Genomic DNA, 19,869 nt, shown 5'->3' on the forward strand with positions numbered 1-19,869 from the left:
TCCGTTTCAATGAATTAGAAACGGAGTGTTTTTTAGTCAAATGAATTTTTCTTTCCATTAAAAAGCCCATTTTACTTTCTTATACAAAAAGTAAAACCGGTTTTTAAATTAGAATTTTTGAGCACTTTCATAAGCGAGTTTTTCTGCTGCTGCAACAATTTCATCTTTTTTACTTGGATCGTGGTCAACGCCTTCAATAAAAATAGTCGGTTCTGTTTTGACACCAATAAAATTTAAAACCGTATTAAGATAAGGCTCCCCGTGAGAGAAATTAACATCCATATTAGAATATACACCGCCACTACCATGGATTTGAATCGCTTTTTTATTTTTAAGCAAACCAATAGGGCCTTTTTCCGTATACTTAAATGTTTTTCCCGCTACAACGATTGTATCAATATACGCTTTTAACAACGGTGGTACGCCAAGATTCCAAAGCGGCGAAGCGATGATATATTTGTCAGCATCCACAAACTGATCCGTTAGCGCATTAAATTCGGTTAATTTTTCTTGTAAGGGCTTTTCTAATTCCTCAAAATCTTTTCCTGCTCGTAAATCAGCACCAGCTGTTAGAAGATCTAAATCAATGAGTGGGATATTCATTTTATAAAGATCAAGCGTAATCACTTCATCTGCTGGATTTTTTTCTTGATATGCTTTTACAAATGTATTCGCTACTTGTGTACTTCTTGAAGCGGTATCAGCGAGTGGAGAAGCTTTTATAAATAAAACTTTTGCCAAATTTTTCACCTTCTAAAATTAAATTTCACTTGCCTTTTTATCATAATCGCTTTAAACGAACTCGTCAACGATCTGGTCTTAAAAAAATTTCATTGACTTTTTCATAAAGATTGTTAAAATAAATACAGAATTCCTTAGTGTATTATCTTAAGGTAATACACTAACTTATTTTCAATACACTAAAAGGAGCCTAAATGATGAAACGCATTGATAAAATTTATCAATACTTAGAACAAGAGTCTACTGACCAAGCGTTTGAAGCAGATCTCTTAGAAAGCTCCGGGTTCACTGCCACATCGATTGCCGATGCCCTGCAAATTTTACGCAACAATGTAAGCATGGAATTAAATGAACTACATCGACAAGGGCGAATTGTCAAAGTACTTGGGCGACCTGTTCAATATTTTTCTCGCACCAAAATTGAACAAGCGCTACAACGTTCCCTTGATGATGAGGAAGTAACATTTAACTCCACCGAGGAACTATTAAAAGAGATGCTCCCAACTGCAACAAACCAGAGCCCTTTTGACGATTTAATTGGTGCTAGTGAAAGTTTACGTACACCCGTCGAGCAAGCAAAAGCAGCTGTTCTTTATCCCCCAAGCGGTCTTCATACACTTATTCTTGGACAAACTGGTGTTGGGAAAACACTTTTTGCGAATCTAATGTATCGTTATGCCCAACATGCCAAACGCTTGGCTGATGACTCTCCCTTTATCATTTTCAATTGCGCTGATTACTATAATAATCCGCAATTGCTAATGTCGCATATTTTTGGCCATATCAAAGGTGCATTTACTGGTGCTGATGATGAAAAAGAAGGTCTTGTTGAAAAAGCAGATGGCGGTATCCTTTTTCTTGATGAGATTCATCGCCTCCCTCCAGAAGGACAAGAAATGATTTTTTATCTGATGGACTCTGGCTCTTATAATAAACTTGGTGAAACCGATCGAAAGCGCAAATCAAATGTTTTAATTATCGGAGCAACAACAGAGGATCCTGATTCTTCTCTACTCAAAACATTTGTCAGACGGATTCCAATTATTATTTCACTTCCTTCATTAGAAGAGCGTACGGCAAAAGAACGTGTTGAACTATTAAGCTATCTTTTATCAAATGAGGCCCATCGTGTCAATAAACCGATTCGCATTGAGGATGAAGCGGCAAAGGCTCTACTTGGCAATACTGCTTCAGGTAATATCGGGCAACTAAAATCAAATATTCAACTTGTATGCGCGCAAGGCTTTTTAAACAGTTTTGATCAGCATGATGAAATCTTGATTGATTTTAAGACATTACCAATTAATATTAAAGATGGTTTCTTTCACTTTAGTGGTAGACGTAAGGAACTCCAAGAAATTTCAACATACCTTGAACCTTATACCCTTATCCAACCTGAAAAAAATAAACCTTTCATTGCTACTGATGAATATGAAGCCAATTTTAATTTATACAAAATTATAGAAGATAAAGCTGCGATTTTAATGGATCAAGGCGTACAAGATGACGACATTAAGAAATTTATTACAATGGATATCGATATTCACTTAAACAGCTTCTACAATAAATTCAAAAATACCATTCAAACACGCGAAAACGTTTTAAAAATCGTAAATGAAGATATTTTAAATTTTGCAGAAGAAATGAAAGAACGAATCGAAGTCCGCTTTGGCAAAAAATTAAATGAACGCTTTTTACTTGCTTTTAGCCTCCACTTGACATCTTTTATCAAACGCGCCGAAAGTCATAAGCCGCTTAAATACACAAATATCAAAAATGTGATTAATGACAAACCTGAAGCTTACGAACTATCTTGTTCCATTAAAGCAGACATTGAAGAAGCATTTAACATTCATGTCCCAAATATGGAAGTCATGTATTTAACGCTTTTAATCAGCTCGCTTCTTAAAGAACAAGAAAATGCACGTGTAGCTATACTCGTAGCAACACATGGTAATAACACGGCATCTAGTATGGTTAATGTGGCGACGAAACTTCTTGGTGAAGGCCTCGTCAAAGGCGTTGACATGCCACTTGATCAAAGTCCTAAAGGAATCCTTGATCAACTAACAGAACTTACTAAAGAAATGGATATGGGCCGCGGTGCATTACTTCTTGTTGATATGGGATCGCTCACAAGCTTTGCACCTGTCATTAGTGAACGCACTGGCATTGCTGTTCGTTCAATTGATATGGTCTCCACAGCAACTGTTATTGAAGCTGTACGCAAGTCTAACATTCTTGATATGGATTTAAGTGCTATCTATGATTCGTTAAAAGATTTTCGCGGATATGGTGGCTACGAACAAGAAAATCCTTCAGCTAATGAACAAAAACCTCACGCGATTGTCACCATTTGCGCAACGGGCGGCGGAACAGCTGAAAAATTACAACTTTTTATCGAGAATATTATCGATACGATGACAACGGAGCCTATTAAAGTCATCCCTATCGGCGTCCACGAAATGAATCAACGCCTAGAAACCTTACAGAAAGAAAATGATATTTTAATGGCGGTTGGCATCGAGAATCCCAAAATTCACATTCCCTTTATCCCTCTCGAAAAACTTTTCGCAAATGATGGGGAAGAACAATTAATCAATCTCGTGAAACAGCGCAATATCTTCGTCAAACGCAGTGAAACAAATCGGATTGCAAAAGAAGTGATTGAAGATAGTTTAACCGAATTCCTAACCTATCTAAATCCGAAAAAAACGATGGATATCTTGATTGCATTTGAAAAAGAATTCGAACAATTAACAGATAAAAAACTAGATAATAGTTTTAAAATTAACTTATTAGTACACCTTGGTTGTGCGTTAGAGCGAATGGTATTAAATGATGGCCTCATTTATCGCGAAGAAAAATCAATGCTTGATACCGAATTATTTAATGCCCTTCAAAAAGTCAATGATACAGTTATTAAACGAATCAATCTTTCTTTAACTGTTGATGAGCTTTGTTATATTTATGATACGATTCTTGAGGCCGATGCTATGTACGCTTGAAAAACATTTTTCTTTAATCTTGTTTATGCTCCTTCCCTTTAGGATAATATAAGTTTGTATACCTTTTTTTCAAGCCGCATTTAAATACGATAGCAATTTTTTAGTAAATCATTCATTACGACTTTATTTTCTTTAGTGTATTAAAAAAATAATACTCTATTCGTTTCATCACTGGCCATTGTGTGGGAGGACTGGTTTATAAGGCCTGAAAACCAATACACTAAATGTGGCACGAAAATTGCTTACTACTATATGGGAATAAAAAACAAAGGGGGCGATTAAAAAGGGATGTAATTAGCTTTAGAATAGAAAACTAATGAACCTAATATATAAGATTCATAATTAGTTCTAGCTATTCAAAACAATAAAATTTATTTAGGAGGTAAGAAGATGGTAGGAATTATCCTCGCAACCCATGGGGAATTTGCTGAAGGTATATTGCAATCCGGGTCAATGATTTTTGGAGAGCAAGAAAATGTTAAAGCGATAACACTTATGCCAAGCGAAGGACCAGATAATGTCAAGGCAAAGATGGAAGAAGCTATCGCAGGCTTTGATAATCAAGATGAAGTACTATTCTTAGTCGACCTTTGGGGAGGGACACCATTTAATCAAGCAAACAACTTATTTGAAGAACATAAAGATAAATGGGCAATCGTTGCCGGCTTGAATTTACCAATGTTGATTGAAGCCTATGCCTCACGCTTTACAATGGAATCAGCTCAGGAAATAGCCGCTCATATTATTGGTACTGGTAAAGAAGGTATCCGCGTTAAACCTGAAGAACTTGAGCCAAAAGATGCTGCACCTACCGCTGATGCTGCTACAGAACAGCCAAAAGAAGCACTTGCTAAAGGAACAGTTATCGGTGATGGTAAAATCAAGTTTGTCTTGGCGCGTATCGATACACGCTTACTTCACGGGCAAGTCGCAACAGCTTGGACTAAATCAACCCAGCCTAATCGAATCATCGTTGTTTCTGATACTGTCTCTAAAGATGATCTTCGTAAAAAATTGATCGAACAAGCTGCTCCCCCTGGAGTTAAAGCAAATGTGGTTCCAATAAGCAAAATGATTGAAGTAGCAAAAGATACACGCTTTGGAAATACAAAAGCACTCTTATTGTTCGAAAATCCTGAAGATGTCCTTAGAGCTATTGAAGGCGGCGTTGATATCCAAGAAGTCAATGTTGGTTCAATGGCACACTCAGTAGGAAAAGTAGTAGTAAGCAAAGTTCTTTCTATGGGACAAGAAGACGTAGAAACTTTCGAAAAGTTAAAAGCAAAAGGCGTTAAGTTTGATGTTCGTAAAGTTCCTAACGATTCACGAGCAAACATGGAAGAAATTCTCAAACGTGCAAAATCCGAATTAAATGAAAGATAACAGGAAAAATTAAAACAGGAGGCCTATTATGTCTATAATATCAATCATTTTAGTAGTCATTGTTGCCTTTCTAGCAGGGATTGAAGGGATTTTGGACGAATTCCAATTCCATCAACCGCTAGTGGCATGTACATTAATCGGTTTAGTAACTGGTAACTTAACTGCAGGGATCATTCTTGGAGGAACACTTCAAATGATCGCACTTGGATGGGCAAATATCGGAGCAGCAGTAGCACCAGATGCTGCGCTTGCTTCAGTCGCTTCAGCAATTATTCTAGCATTAGGTGGACAAGGCGTTCAAGGTATTCCTTCCGCTATTGCCATTGCCATTCCACTTGCAGTAGCAGGACTTTTCTTAACAATGATCGTTCGTACTTTAGCCGTTCCAATTGTTCATTTAATGGACGGGGCAGCTGAAAAAGCTGATATTAAAAGAATAGAGTGGCTTCATATTGGTGCTGTATGTATGCAAGGTTTACGGATTGCTATTCCAGCAGCAGCCCTTCTCTTCATTCCAGCAAATGCAGTTCGTTCATTTCTAGAATCGATGCCTCATTGGTTAACAGATGGTATGGCTATCGGCGGCGGTATGGTTGTTGCTGTTGGTTATGCACTTGTTATCAATATGATGGCAACAAAAGAAGTATGGCCATTCTTTATCCTTGGATTCGTACTTGCTGCTATTTCTCAATTAACACTTATTGCATTAGGTGCAATCGGTGTTGCGCTTGCTCTTATCTACCTACAACTATCTAAAGTAGGCGGTGGCAGCTCAGACGGCGGCAGCAGCGGCGGAAATTCAGGCGATCCACTCGGTGATATCTTAAATGATTATTAACCTAAATAAAGGAGGAAAAGAAAATGGCAGAAGAAAAAATTGAGTTAACAAAAAGAGACCGGCTTAAAGTCGCATGGCGTTGCACATACATCCAGGGCTCTTGGAACTATGAACGTATGCAAAATGGCGGCTGGGTTTTCGCTATGATTCCCGCAATTAAAAAATTATATAAAACGAAAGAAGACCGTTCTTTAGCCTTAAAACGTCACTTAGAGTTCTTTAATACTCACCCATATATCGCTTCTCCTATTATTGGAGTAACGCTAGCTTTAGAAGAAGAACGTGCAAAAGGCGCTCCAGTTGATGATGTAGCGATCCAAGGTGTTAAAGTTGGTATGATGGGACCTCTTGCTGGTGTTGGGGATCCAGTATTCTGGTTTACCATCCGTCCAATGTTAGGTGCATTAGGTGCCTCTCTTGCAATGAGCGGAAATATCCTCGGACCAATCCTATTCTTTGTCGCTTGGAACCTTATTCGTTGGGGCTTTATGTGGTACACACAAGAATTTGCTTACAAAGCAGGTGCTAAAATTACAGATGACCTTTCTGGTGGGTTGCTTCAAAATATAACAAAAGGAGCATCGATACTGGGGATGTTCGTTCTCGCCGCCCTGGTTGAAAGGTGGGTAACCATCAAGTTTACCCCTGTTATTTCCAAAGTAAAACTTGATCACGGAGCTTATATTGACTGGAACAAATTGCCAAAAGGTGCTGAAGGTATTAAAACAGCGCTTCAACAACATGATGCCGGACTAGCCCTTGCAAGAACAAAAGTTACTACACTACAAGATAACTTAGATAACTTAATTCCAGGCCTTGCACCATTACTACTCACATTCTTATGTATGTGGCTACTTAGAAAGAAAGTCAGCCCGATCATTATTATTTTAGGATTATTTGTAGTCGGTGTAGGTGGTCATTTGATCGGACTACTATAATTCATTCCGATCATTTGCTAAGATATAAACTGATTTCGCCATATCTTTTTTAAAAAAGTGGGCATCTCAAGCATAATAAATCAAGCGTATCTAAGGAGTTTGGTGGAAATCCGGAAATGGAAAACCATCAAACTCCTTAAGTACAAGTGCTTCTCTTTGATTTATTCCATTTATGTCCCAAGCGCTTAAAATATTTATTGGCTTATCCTCCAAAAAATCATATAATAAATGAAACAAGTGAAAAAGAAATGGAGCGAATACAATTGGTACAATCGATAAACACAAAGGCTGACTTAACAATGGATGCCACTTCCTTTACTGGGCTTACAGATTACGGAAAAATTATGATTGGCGATAAAGGATTTGAATTTTTCCATGCTCGTGATGTACGTAAATTTATCCAAATCCCATGGGAAGAAGTAGATCAAGTCATTGTTTCTGTCATGTTATGGGGTAAATGGATTCCACGCTATGCCATCAAAACAAAGCGAAATGGTACGTATACATTTTCTTCTAAAAAACCTAAAGTAGTACTTCGAGCAATAAGAGTTTACGTCGATCCTGCTAAGATGGTTCCTTCTATTAGCTTCTTTGATGTTATCAAGCGTGCTTTTAAATCTATATTTAAACGAAAAAAGTAAAGCCTCTAGGACGACATAAACAAAATAAATTGCCAACAGCAGTTTGCTAGGCTTACAGTTCTCACGTACAGCCCGCTTCTGGATTCTGGCAATTTTTTAAAATGCAAACGTTTTCGTTCGATTTGTCGTGTTTGAAACATCATTTTTCAACTCGTATTTTCTTAAAAAAATAGAGCTGAATCGTGCATGTCCCAGATTCTTTTTTGCTGCACAAAAATTAAACAGTCAATGAAGGATCTATTCATGGTATACTATTTATGGCAAAATACCTTTTATTAGACACGAGGAGGAAACGTTAAAATGAACATCCGTCTAGCAAGGATAGACGACCGCTTAATCCATGGCCAAGTAACAACGGTTTGGGCAAAGGCAACTCAAATAGAGCGCATTATTGTCATCAATGATGATGTTGCAAAAGATAAACTTCGTAGCACATTGCTTCAACAAGTCACACCTCCTGGCATAAAAGCTAACGTGGTTGATATTGCAAAAGCCATTCGTGTATACCATAATCCACTCTACGAAACAACTCGGGTCATGCTCCTTTTCACAAATCCAAAAGATGTATTAACCTTAGTAGAAGCTGGCATTCCTATAAAAAGCGTTAATATTGGTGGTATGGTTTTTAAAGAAGGTAAATACATGATCACAAATGCTGTCTCTGTAGATGAACAAGATGAACTAGCTTTTCGAAATTTAGCTGAAAAAGGGATCGAATTAGAGGTCCGCAAAGTCATTTCAGACAATAAAGTAAAATTGCTCCCCTTACTAACAAATTAATTATGCTATAATAAACAAAAGATTGATTTTAAGTGAGGGATAGAAATGGAATGGACAATAACAGATCTTTTTTTACTCATCTTAAATATTGGCGCGTTACTATTTATAATTTATGATGGGCTCATCTTAACTTTATGGAAAGGACAAACACGACTTAAAGTTAACTTAAAATCGCGTAATCGCTCTGATAGTTACATCTTTGTTGGTTTAATTGCGCTCTTGCTTTTTTCCAATATTTTCCGTGATGGCGCGTTTTCAACGACCATTCTTTTAGCTATAATGGAGATTTTATTTCTATTTATTTGTTTTATTCGTCAGCCGAAAGTGATTTTTAAAGAAAATGGTCTTTTTTATAGAGTTATTTTCTACCCTTATATACAGATTGAGCGTGTAAATTTATCAGAAGATGGCATCCTTGTACTTGAAACTGGGAGGCAAAGACTACTTCTTTTTGCTAAAAATCCGGATGATTTACAAAAAATATTGACTTTCTTAAAGGATAAAAAAATAACCAAGCCCTAGTTTTTCGCTAAGGCTTGGTTATTTATATACCTACACTATTTAAAATAATTTCTGGCACAAAAAATTCGATGAACTTGCCATGTAGTGCTTCAATTTCTTCATCAAAATCAGTGTCAAAACAGATAATGCTTTCTTCCAAACGAAGAACAGCAAAGCCATCTTCTTCATAGTCTTCTAGCTGTCCAACAATGTGAACCATTTCTTCATCAGCATCGAATTCAAGAAGGCAATGTTTTTCTTCACTTTCATGAAGTAAATCAACTGTTATTTTTTCTGGAATGTTAATTTCCACGGTATACTTTCTTCCCGGGTCCGGCTCTTCTTCTGGCCAAGTTCCTATACATTCACCAAAATCGCTCATAAAAGCGACTTTATTCCCGGTAAAATCTTGAACTTTTATTTCCACTAACAACTTCCTCCTGTGTTTCAAGTTCTTCCCATATTATAGCATGAATTAAAATAACTAGCTATTTTTTATTCATGATCTGAAAAATATTCTCTGATGCCTTAATTAAGCTAAGTTCTGCGCGGCCATTAGTTAAAAGAACAATTGTTTTTTTGCCATCTTTGGAAAAGAAATTCGTCGCTTGATAGCCATAATACACGCCCCTCGCAACGTAAAATGATGGATATTCATAGACACCATACCCATATTTACTATGCGGACCTTTCGTAAGCATTTGCTTCACAGACGACTTTGAAATAAGTTTCCCTGATTGTAAAGCTTGATCGAATCTAGCTAAGTCAATGGCATTCATGTACATGTCCCCCGCACCAAACACCTGACTAAAATCTTCTATCACCGATCGTGCCTCTAAAATGCCATCTTTTGACTGCATATAACTAGACCCATGATTAGGCACGCTATAAAAACTTTTGCCCAAACCTGCAGATGGCATATTAGCGACATCAAAGATATGCTGCTTAAGATAGCTCGCTAGCGATTGCCCGCTTTCTTTTTGAATAAGGTAGGCTAAAACAGAATAATTGTCATCTAAATAATGCCACTTTCCAGGTTGACTTCGAATCCCTTGCGCTTTGATACTCTCAATTAACTGGGTTGGTGAAATATAAAACGGTCTTACTCGATGCCCCTTAATTCCAGACGTATGACGCAAAAAATCACGAACTAATATCTTCGTCCCATTTGGAAAACCAGGAATATATTGGCTAATAGGAGCAGTAAGTGAGAGTTTCCCTTGTTCAACTAATTGTAACACAGCTGTTGCAATGACTGTCTTTTGTGCTGAGCCAATTAGATGTGCTGTTTCTGCATTATTCGCTTTGTATTTTTCAAGGTTAGCAAAACCATAACCTCTTGAAATAACAAATTTCCCTTTATCTTCGATATAGGCTGAACCATTAAAGTTGATCGAGTATAAATACTCTTCTATTTCTTTTTCTTTCATTGTGCTTGCTTCTGCATGAATTGCTAAGTCTTTTTTTTCTTCTGTTCGTTTAGTTTGGATCGCTTGCTTAGCGTTATTTCTTGCTTGTAATGCCTGTATTTTTTTATAGCCTTTGTAACCTCCTGCAGCTAAAATCAATACTATAAGAAGTACAGCCCCATTTATAACCCATTTTTTTCTGCGTCTGCTGCGAAATGTCGCAGCCCTAGACTTTCTTTTCATTTTAAACTTGCCTCCATCTTAGGTGATTGCTAATATAGTAACATAATGTAACCTAATTGTAAATTACGTCATAATACCTATTATGAAAATGCTACGCTTTAATTATGGAGAAAATAAACTAGTAATAAAGAAGCCCATCGACACGATTCTAATCGATTATTTTTTAGGAAGCAAAATTTGTAAATGGCTGGGTAGTACTTCAATCGATACAGGAAGCTCAGGGCCTGAGTCTCCATCAACATTGACAGAAATGCCTTCATTTTCTGCTCTTATTTTCATTTTTGCTGTTTGAATGTATTCAACGCTGCTACTATCTTTAAGCTTTCCACGCATTAATTGGTGAATCATTCCCGGCGCATTCAGTAAATCCAATTTTTTAAGAATAAATACATGGAGCAGGCCGTCTGCTAACTCTGCTTCTGGTGCCCATTTTTTCATTCCGCCAACAGAACTGGTCAAACCAGCAACAACTAGCGCTGCCTCCCCTTCAAAGTTTCCGTCAACAAATTCAATGCTAAAAGTCAGTACCTCTTTTCGATTAAATGCCTTTAAGCCTTCCATAAAATAAGCCGTAAAACCAAATTTTGTTTTTTGTTTGATGCTTACTTGGTCAACAGCTTGTGCAATCATACCAATTGCCAATACGTTCATAAAATATGTATTGCCAATTTTACCAATGTCCATCGGTTCCAAAACAGCATCCTTTAAAGCTTCAATGGCTTTTTTTGGTTTAAGCGGGATCCCAGCTGACCTTGCCAAATCATTGACAGTCCCAAGCGGCACAAAGCCAAAAGCAGGACGTTTGTCGTGTACTGCAAGCCCATTGATCGTTTCATTAAGCGTTCCATCCCCTCCCATGGCAATGACAGCATCATAGCCTTGCTCTGCCGCTTTAAAAGCAAAATCTGTGGCGTCCCCTTGCTTTTTTGTTTGCTGAACCTCTACTTCGCAAAATCGTTTTAATAAGGCCTGTTCTGCTTTTTTTTGGTAACTTCGTCCTTTTTCTTTTCCAGAAGAAGGATTAACGATTAAGAGTGCTTTTGTCACATTAAACAATCCTTTCATCATCTCTTCTTCTATTATACCCAGCAGAAAAAAATAACAAAACTAAAAAGCGAAGGATAATAAAATTTTTAGGAAATGGTGAAAAAACGAAAGCTCCAATTTTGCTATCTTATTTAACATTTTGAGATATGGCGAAGTGAGCGAAGTCTGGAACAAGCGCTCACTTCTATCTTTTGCCTGATCGATTTTTAACTTAAAATTTGTTTTGCTTTTTCATCTTTTACAAGTAAGAAAACTTTTCCTTGATCCATTTCAGCTTCGTATTTTTCAGCTTCCTCCTGGGGTAAACCTAATTCTTTTAACTTTGCTCGCAACTCGTCTCCTTTTTTTGCAAAGGTTTGTCCTAAAGCTTTTTTATTATAGTCAATATCAGAAAGCTGTGTATTCTTTACAATTCGCGCCGTCCGATCATCATCATGGGATAAAACAAAAATGCCTTCTGCGTCCACACCTGCATCTTTTAGTTGGTTAATTTCTCTTTCTAGCATTTCATCATTTTCATATTCTTTTACAAAAGTCATCATTTATTCCTCCAATATGTTTTTTATTTTATATTAATGGATTTTCCCGATGAACATTTTCTAAAACATGAATTAGTGAAGAGATGCCTCGCCATCGCAAGAAAAGAATTGTTGCAGGCATTTTGTTGCACGTTTGATTTTAGAAATAGGCTGTACCAATGCAATTCTGATAAATCCTTCGCCGCCAAGACCAAAACCACTTCCAGGAGAAAATAAAACACCACATTCCTTTACAATTAACAATACAAATTCTTTATCCGTTATATGTTGAAATTGTTTAGGTACCTTTGTCCAAATAAAGAAACTAGCTTTAGGCTTCTCTATCATCCAGCCACACTTTTTCATCTCATCAACAAAATAATCTATTCTTTCTTTATATCTTTCTTTTTCACAGTTTGCAATCGTGCTCATGTTTTGTAGTGCACTAATTCCCACTTTTTGAAAAGGAATAAATACACCAAATTCAATATCAAACTGCAACTTTTTCAATTTACTAATAATTACAGGGCATCCACTTACAAATCCTAACCTCCATCCAGGCACATTACATGATTTACTTAAACTATATAGTTCTAAAAGATTTGTTTTATCTGTTGAAACTGAAAAAATACTGCTTATTGTGTCTTCTGAATAATTTAATTCAACGTAAGCCAAATCGTGAATAATTTTGATATCATATTTCCTAGCGATGGTTACAGCTAGCTTCAATTTTTCTTTCATTAAGATAGCACTAGTTGGATTCCCCGGTGAACATAAAATCATAACTTTTGCATCACGTAACTGGTCTTCATTAAGTTTTTCATATTCAGGTTGAAAATTTATTGGATCACTTGGGAAATGAGTGACTTCCCCACCAAGCAAATTCACACACGTGGCATAGACACTATAAGAAGGAGAAGGAATTAAAACTTTATCTCCTTTATTAATTAAAAGTGACAAAATATGATAAATCGCCGTTTTTGTCCCAGATACCTCAGCTACTTCTGTTCGTTTATCTAACTCAACGTGAAATTTTCTCTTATAGTAGTGACTAAGCGCCTGTCGTAATTCTTGAATCGTGTTTTTATTAAAACAGCCATATCCATGGTTTCCTTGACAATCTATTTCTGATTTTAATTTTTCTAATAATAATGGGTGTGGCATGCCATCTGGGTTACCTATAGATAGATCAATAAGGTCTTCATGTTCCTTAGACATACGATCAATAAATGAAAAAACATCCTCTTCCATCATATCCATCTCTCCTATTTAATGGTTTTTTCCTTCTCAATAACATTTAAGATAAGCGTTCCTTCCAAAACACTTTTTTCAAAATCATGAACCGCTTTTTCTAAATGATCAATAATTTCTTCTATGCACTCTCTACCATTTAAATTCATTGGGTAGATTAAAAATGCCATTTGCGAATCCGAAAAAGGACTCGCTTTATACCCAGGTACAAAACTAATAAATGGAAAGTTATCACCATTCTCACATTTATTCCAACAAAAAGTGATAAAATTTTGTTCAATATTTAATGTAGAAAATTGCTCCTTTCTTTTCAGCTTCTCAAAACGAATGGAAAAAATAATTTCCCAACCTAAAGAATCTTTATTTAATACTTTAAAAGCTACTTTTTTTTCTAATTCCTTGGCAATATCAAGTGACATCCTATGTAAAGCAACAAAATATCGCTGCATGCCATCAATTCCTAATCGTCGTAAAGCGACATATGCTGAAGCAATGCCCGAAGCAGGACGAGAGTTTTCAACAGTATAACGATATGCTCTAAAATTACCGTATAAAAAATCCTCTTCTTCATAGACATAACTTCCATCGTTTAGTAAATTAAACATATCTTTAGATGACGCGATAAAAAAACTTGTCGAATACGGACATAGTCCAGTTTTATGAAAATCTACACCACATGAGTCAAAAAATAGTAACCCTTTTTGGCGATGAATGATTTGCTGGATTTTTCCTTTTATAATTGGATCCATATCATGTATCCTCGAATCACGCTTAAATGAAAAAACCAGCCAGCCAATGACACTGTCTAAATGAAAGTGTGGCTTATAATTTTGGTTCAATTTATCCAAAACCTGCATTACAATATGGTATATTTTTTCTGTGTCATCATGTGCAAAATTAATGGTTGTTCCGCCACAGCAAATAACAGCTGCTATCTTTTTCCCTCTCGCTACCTGCTCTTTAATCGTTTCAGTCAATGCCCGCTCACACATTTGCCAATTCTCATCTGCTGCAACTCGAATACAACTTTCAGAACCTAAACCTAAAAGCATACATACATGCTCTACGCAATAATGGGAGGGCTCATTTGTTAAAATAACGCAATTAGTTGGAATTCCTTTCGTGTTGGAATCTGGAAACATTCGAGATAACGCCATACGAATAGCATATAGTAAAGTTAACTTCCCTCCATTACAAGATATTCCAACTGATTGTGGCCAACCAATTAATCTACCTAAACTTCTAGCTACTTTTTGCTCAAAGATGAGTGATTTACCTCCAAAGTTATCCATTAAACTATTCACATTATATAGCTGAGTCATTGTAGACGCTGCAATTGTATCTAACAAAGGAGAAGGTAACATGTTAAACAACGCAAAAGGTGAATGTGGCCTAATCACTCCTTGGAATAATTGTGCTACTTCTTTCAAAGTACTTAGACTATCTAGCCCTTCTTCGTTGAGAGAAAATTTAACTAGTTCTTCCTCATAAAAGAAATTTTTGGTTTGTATTTTGGGAGATTTACCTATTACATTTTCTCCTTGAATATATTTTATTTTTTCAAATAATAAGGAAATATTGTTTTCCTCACTATTTAAAAATTCTTTATTTAGGTTATCAAATAAGCCATGGTTTATCGTATTCATATGACAACTCCTTCAAATCGTTTTATGGTTCAATACACTAGTGCTAGTATCTGTTTTTAGATCATTTCAAAAGATAAATAAACCGATTTTACTTCTATCGTTTTTTCATTCAAGAAGTAAAATCGGCTTGTTATGAACTTAATTTTCGTTTTTTACAACTTCGTAATCTAAGCGGACGTAACTTCCGCTTTCATCACCTTGAAATTTCATGCTTCCTTTAGATGTATTGAAAGTTTTTTCATCACTAGGATAAGCTAGCTGATCACTACCGTTAGTATCATCCAGTTCATACACTGCTGCTGAAAACTTAAACTTACTCAATTGATCTTGGAATGAGGCAAAATCTTTCTTATAACTCACTGACCATTTATCATCTGCATCATACAGATCATTCCACAAATTAATAGGATGTACTATCGCGCCATTACTCATACCCTGCTTATCTAAATACAGATCTATTGTACCTCCAAGCTCTGGACCTCCCGATTCGCCATCATTAGAGAAATTAATTTTTCCACTAATCGTATACTTATTTAATTCTGCAACCTTGATTTCTTGATTTTTATGAACAGCATAAATTTGAATCGAACTATCCTTAGAAATTGGATTATTGCTGTTCATTTTAAGAAAATCAAAGGTAATATCCCCTTGGCTGTTAGGTTTATAAGCTCTTTGATCTAGCTCTTTTCCGTCAACCATTACCTTGTATTCAAAAGCTGCTGGTTTTCCATTTGTACCTGTCACAGGTTTTACATTCATTGTCAAGCCTGCTAGTGAGCTGTTAGGCCCCCGCCAGATAGACTCGTAATAATAATTCTCATATTTAAATGTATGCGCTTTTTTTACATCGCTTTCTGATAACAGATCGGTTTTTTGGTGCGAGATTTCAGTCAAAGAAACATCATCCCAGTAAACATCGGTTTTATAGTCACCACGAACAAATATCTGTTTAATTGGATTGTCTTCCATATTCTTCACCAAAATATCAACTCTTTGATAACCATTATTCGTTAATTTGACTTGTTCACTAACTATCTTGCCATTTTCACCTTGAACTTCAATCGTTGGTGTTGTATCTTTATATGCTTTCATATAAAGACTTAAATAATATTTTGTATCTGGTGTTAGTTTTTTCTTAGCTTCAGCTGTTAGTCTTACTCCTGCATCAGGATGGTGAGAACGATATTGCTTCTTCCCAGTATTTCCACCTGGAACTTGGTAAGTATAGAGCCAATTTCCAAATGGCACTTTCCCCTTGTTGTCTTCTGCATTATCATAGAGAGCAGCTAATTTGATAGTAAAGTTCATTTTTGGCGTAATCTTCACATCATACAATTTCTTTACATCTTTAAATACACCTGTTGTACTTTCTATCTGTTTTTTGATCTCATCTCTTGTTTTTTCATCGATATACATCATGACACTTGCTTCATCTAATACTTTATCTTTGTAATAGAGGATACCACCTTTTTCTGTTACTTCTTCTGGGTAAGCAAGTTTCATTGCTTGTTTGAATGTTAGACTTGGAACGCCATCGTCTTCTGCTTGGCTATAATCCTTTGCTGCAATCTTTCTTTCTGAGATACGGCTTCCACTATCAATCATAATCGATGCTGTTTGGGTGCTAATTTCCTGTTCGATACCATTCCAGTCACCGCCAATGACAATTTGCGATTCTTCATTGAGTTTTGCATATTTACCACTGGTTTGGTTTGTATTCATTAGCAAAGGAGAATTCGTGGTATAGGACTCAAACTGCTGTTTATTTAGTGTAATATCCTTCCCTGTACTATTTTTGGAAAGCGAAATTCCCGTTTGATCGAGTGATGGATATGTTGAATCTGGTAACAAGCCATTAGCTGTTAATTCTTTTGGAGCTGTATTAGTTGAAATCGTTGTATTATCTAATACTAAGCTTACAGTCGGTGCAACCTCATAAATGGCTCCAGTTCCAATATTATAATAACGCATATTCGCGTTCAAAGAAGCGGCCTCTGCTTCCATTAGCTGAAACGTCTTACCTATCGTCTGTCCCCATTGTTTAGCAACAGTCTCTGCATGGCCATACTTCGTCGATACACCGGCTGAAAAATTGAACCCCTTCTGACTGTCCCATCCAAGTCCCGCATTGATTGTCACTTCTTCTGTGTTCGTATAGGACCAGTTCGTTTGGGTGACTGATTGGATAGATTCAGTCGTTGTCGTACGTTTTGAAAGTGCCACATCTTCTAGTCCTACATTTACTCGTGGAAAGGCAGCAATTAAAGGGTTTTTTGTTGCTTTAGCATTTGTATTTGGTATTAGCCCCATTACCTTATCATAATCAGAATAAGGGTCTGCTGTGGTGTATTTTTTATAAGGGTTCGAGACATATTTTTGATAGCCCATTGCTCCTAGTGAATCATCCCACTTCACTAAATTCCGATCTTTTACAGTATAACCATTTTTTTCCCATTCATCTGGGATGTTATCTTTATCAGAATCAGGTAAAGTAGCATCTTTTAGTGAAGCTTTTGCATTTGAATAAGGTATAAATAATTCATTTTGCTTAACATCTGTCCAATTTTGTGCTGAGCTTTTCTTCTGGAGTTTTATTCCTTTCAAATCTTCATTTGTTAGCGTAGTTTGAGGTTGATAAATGATTTCGATTTCTTTCTTCTCACCTTTATTTAACTGAACCGTTTTTTTATTTTGCCCTTTTTCTGAAATTATTTCCCCATTAATTTTTATGGTGGCATATTTATCATTTGTTAATTGGAAAGAAAAATTACCTGCTTGTTCACTTTTAATTAAACCTACCCACCGAACAGCTTGATATTCTTGGGTTGTTTTCTTTAATAATTTATTTGCGCTTTCTGTTTCATAACTTAGGTGTCCATTCGTTGTCATTGACATTAAGCTCAATTTTTTCAAATCTTTATCTTGGAAATAATATCCAAGTAATCCGGTTTTATCTCCTTGTTTTTCTTTATTTGGGGTAGTTGCTTTTATTTGACTACCCACCGTTTTTTTTGCTTGGCTACTTAAAGGAACTCCTCCTTGTAAAAAAGTAGATCCTATCAGGGCACATGCTGCTACTCCTAGTAATTGTTTTTTCATTTTGTTTACCCTCCCTATTTCTATTTAACTGCAAGATTTCTGGTTGAAGCTTCTTTTTCAAGAAAACGCTTACAAATAATGAATATGCTTTTTTTTACTGCTCGTTATAAAACCACCTCCTCTTCTTTTTGGAATACGCTTTCTTTAAACTTATTTTAATGCTTTTTCTGATAGATAAATGTATTTAAAAAACGTCTTTAATTTTAAAATGTGAATTTTTTGTGAATCTATTTTAAATATTCCGACTTAAATACTGCACTTGCATGCCCCAAATAAAAAACGCTCTTTTCTCACTTGGAAAAAAGAACGCTTGTTTTGTTTTTTTACTTAGGAAGAACACTATCCAATTTAATTCCAGGTGCCATCCTTACGCGAGGCAATTGGTACATCCCTTTATTTTCATTAGCAAAACCTGGTTTTGTTGTGAAGCCTAATTCGTAGCCCGATTCTTTAGCTGCTTTTTCCGTATCGGCATTAAAGCGACCCACCGGATAACAAAGTCCGACAACTGGTTTTCCCGTAATTTCGCTGATGGTTTTCTTAGAATCAGTAAGTTCTTTTAATTGACTCACGTAATCTAATTGATTCAATTCACGGTGTGTAACGGTATGGCTTTCCATTTTAATGCCATTTTTACTCATTTCTTTCATTGCACGCTGGTCAAAATGATTATCTTGGCCAATTTTATCTGTGATGACAAAGATTGTTGCTTTGAATTGATATTTCTTTAAGATCGGATAAGCATTTTGATAATTGTCCAAATAGCCATCGTCAAACGTAATCACAACAGGCTTTTCTGGAATATTTTTCCCAGTTTTAAGCATGTTCGCTAATTCGTCCATGTCGATTGTTGTATAATGCTGATCTTTTAGCCATTTCATTTGCTCTGCGAATTCACTTGGTTTAACAATTAAACTATTGCGTACATCTTGATTAATGGAATGGTACATGAGTACAGGAATCGTTACTTTTTCTTTTGGTAAATCACGCGTGGGTTGTTCGGCTTTTTTCTTTTTAAAGTCTCTGATTTCTTTTTTTTCTTGTTTACGTTCACTTTTTGTACTTTCATCTGCACTTATTTTATTCGAGCTACAAGCACTTAAAAAAATTGCAAGACAACAAACGATGACAAGTATGCTTGTTTTTTTCATAAAAATCCTCTCTGCTTAGCGAAAAGCTGCTAAAATCTGTTGCTCACTAATCGTATCTATTATTTCCATCGCTCGTTCAGATTCACCGGCTGAAGTTACTTGAATTAGCTCCTCTAACTGGGCAATCAAACTCGTGCTTGTTGAACGAATGATTCCTGTCACTTCAGAATCACCAAATTGGTCTATTTTATCACAAAAGTCTTCAACGATTTGTTTATAATAATCATTTTTTAAATATAGTAATAGTTGAATAATCAAAAAATGTAGATATTTACGGTTAGCTAGCACTTCATCTTCTTTATAATGCGATTTCAGTTCACTATATTTATTGGAAAAAAGATTGCAATCGATGGGTATTTTCTTTGTTATAATCCGTTTAACCGTATTTTTTAAGAATAGCGCAATAATATCTACCATTTCTAAATAGCGCTCTTTAGTGATCGTGCTATCTCGTACGACCGCGCCTTTATAGTCCGTATTTTCAATGTATCCATCTGAAGCAAGCATTGCAATAGCACGTCTAACAGGGGTGCGACTAATATTTAATTCTTTTGATATCGCTACTTCAATTAACCTTGTTCCTGGGAGCATCTCACCATTTTTGATTTTTTCTTTAATCTCGCGGTAACATCTACTTTCCATTGTTTCTTTTTGCTTTTGCACCATAAGTCATAT

At 36.0% G+C, this 19,869-nt stretch carries 17 protein-coding genes; 7 read left to right on the top strand and 10 right to left on the bottom strand.

Going from position 1 to position 19,869, the window contains the following annotated elements:
- Positions 1-108: 108 nt before the first annotated feature.
- Positions 109-741 carry an FMN-dependent NADH-azoreductase gene (locus G6Q10_RS07030; protein ID WP_163654590.1) on the bottom strand — a complete coding sequence of 211 codons (633 nt, stop codon included), beginning with the start codon at positions 739-741 and terminating at the stop codon, positions 109-111.
- A gap of 197 nt (positions 742-938) precedes the next feature.
- On the opposite strand from G6Q10_RS07030, the gene G6Q10_RS07035 reads away from it, so the two are divergent.
- The 7 genes from G6Q10_RS07035 (at position 939) to G6Q10_RS07065 (ending at position 8,851) form a co-directional block, all read left to right on the top strand.
- Positions 939-3,749 (top strand): sigma-54-dependent transcriptional regulator, encoded by a 2,811-nt coding sequence (locus G6Q10_RS07035; protein WP_163655809.1) that lies wholly within the window; start codon positions 939-941, stop codon positions 3,747-3,749.
- A gap of 390 nt (positions 3,750-4,139) precedes the next feature.
- A complete protein-coding gene (locus G6Q10_RS07040) occupies positions 4,140-5,132 on the top strand; it encodes a mannose/fructose/sorbose PTS transporter subunit IIA (protein WP_163654592.1) in 993 nt (330 codons plus the stop codon).
- Positions 5,133-5,160: 28 nt separating this feature from the next.
- Positions 5,161-5,970 (top strand): PTS mannose/fructose/sorbose transporter subunit IIC, encoded by an 810-nt coding sequence (locus G6Q10_RS07045; RefSeq protein WP_163654594.1) that lies wholly within the window; start codon positions 5,161-5,163, stop codon positions 5,968-5,970.
- Between the two features lie 23 nt (positions 5,971-5,993).
- Positions 5,994-6,908, top strand: a complete 915-nt coding sequence (locus G6Q10_RS07050; protein ID WP_163654596.1) for a PTS system mannose/fructose/sorbose family transporter subunit IID — start codon at positions 5,994-5,996, stop codon at positions 6,906-6,908.
- A 263-nt stretch (positions 6,909-7,171) separates the two neighbouring features.
- Complete coding sequence (locus G6Q10_RS07055) at positions 7,172-7,549, top strand: DUF956 family protein (protein ID WP_163654597.1); 378 nt, start codon at positions 7,172-7,174, stop codon at positions 7,547-7,549.
- 300 nt (positions 7,550-7,849) lie between these two features.
- Positions 7,850-8,329, top strand: coding sequence for a mannose/fructose/sorbose PTS transporter subunit IIB (locus G6Q10_RS07060; RefSeq protein WP_163654599.1), 480 nt, complete (start codon positions 7,850-7,852; stop codon positions 8,327-8,329).
- A 45-nt stretch (positions 8,330-8,374) separates the two neighbouring features.
- Positions 8,375-8,851 carry a DUF986 family protein gene (locus G6Q10_RS07065; RefSeq protein ID WP_163654601.1) on the top strand — a complete coding sequence of 159 codons (477 nt, stop codon included), beginning with the start codon at positions 8,375-8,377 and terminating at the stop codon, positions 8,849-8,851.
- A 22-nt stretch (positions 8,852-8,873) separates the two neighbouring features.
- Here the strand turns inward: G6Q10_RS07065 and G6Q10_RS07070 are convergent, their stop codons facing one another.
- From G6Q10_RS07070 to G6Q10_RS07110, 9 genes are all read right to left on the bottom strand, one after another.
- A complete protein-coding gene (locus G6Q10_RS07070) occupies positions 8,874-9,257 on the bottom strand; it encodes a hypothetical protein (RefSeq protein WP_163654603.1) in 384 nt (127 codons plus the stop codon).
- A 61-nt stretch (positions 9,258-9,318) separates the two neighbouring features.
- Positions 9,319-10,482, bottom strand: a complete 1,164-nt coding sequence (locus G6Q10_RS07075; protein ID WP_163654605.1) for a serine hydrolase domain-containing protein — start codon at positions 10,480-10,482, stop codon at positions 9,319-9,321.
- A 156-nt stretch (positions 10,483-10,638) separates the two neighbouring features.
- The gene (locus G6Q10_RS07080) at positions 10,639-11,529 is read right to left on the bottom strand and encodes a diacylglycerol/lipid kinase family protein (protein ID WP_163655811.1); all 891 of its coding nucleotides are present in this window, start codon (positions 11,527-11,529) and stop codon (positions 10,639-10,641) included.
- Between the two features lie 206 nt (positions 11,530-11,735).
- A complete protein-coding gene (locus G6Q10_RS07085) occupies positions 11,736-12,071 on the bottom strand; it encodes a YflT domain-containing protein (protein ID WP_163654607.1) in 336 nt (111 codons plus the stop codon).
- 69 nt (positions 12,072-12,140) lie between these two features.
- Positions 12,141-13,301: a pyridoxal phosphate-dependent aminotransferase gene (locus tag G6Q10_RS07090; RefSeq protein WP_163654609.1), complete on the bottom strand. Its 1,161-nt coding sequence runs from the start codon at positions 13,299-13,301 to the stop codon at positions 12,141-12,143.
- Between the two features lie 11 nt (positions 13,302-13,312).
- Complete coding sequence (locus tag G6Q10_RS07095; RefSeq protein ID WP_163654611.1) at positions 13,313-14,944, bottom strand: pyridoxal phosphate-dependent decarboxylase family protein; 1,632 nt, start codon at positions 14,942-14,944, stop codon at positions 13,313-13,315.
- Positions 14,945-15,082: 138 nt separating this feature from the next.
- Positions 15,083-18,043, bottom strand: coding sequence for a binary toxin-like calcium binding domain-containing protein (locus G6Q10_RS07100; protein WP_163654613.1), 2,961 nt, complete (start codon positions 18,041-18,043; stop codon positions 15,083-15,085).
- 323 nt (positions 18,044-18,366) lie between these two features.
- The gene (locus G6Q10_RS07105) at positions 18,367-19,194 is read right to left on the bottom strand and encodes a polysaccharide deacetylase family protein (RefSeq protein WP_163654615.1); all 828 of its coding nucleotides are present in this window, start codon (positions 19,192-19,194) and stop codon (positions 18,367-18,369) included.
- Between the two features lie 15 nt (positions 19,195-19,209).
- Positions 19,210-19,860, bottom strand: a complete 651-nt coding sequence (locus tag G6Q10_RS07110) for a GntR family transcriptional regulator (protein WP_163654617.1) — start codon at positions 19,858-19,860, stop codon at positions 19,210-19,212.
- Between the last annotated feature and the right edge of the window lie 9 nt (positions 19,861-19,869).

It is taken from the genome of Listeria sp. PSOL-1, assembly GCF_902806445.1.
In the GTDB taxonomy this organism is placed as follows: domain Bacteria; phylum Bacillota; class Bacilli; order Lactobacillales; family Listeriaceae; genus Listeria.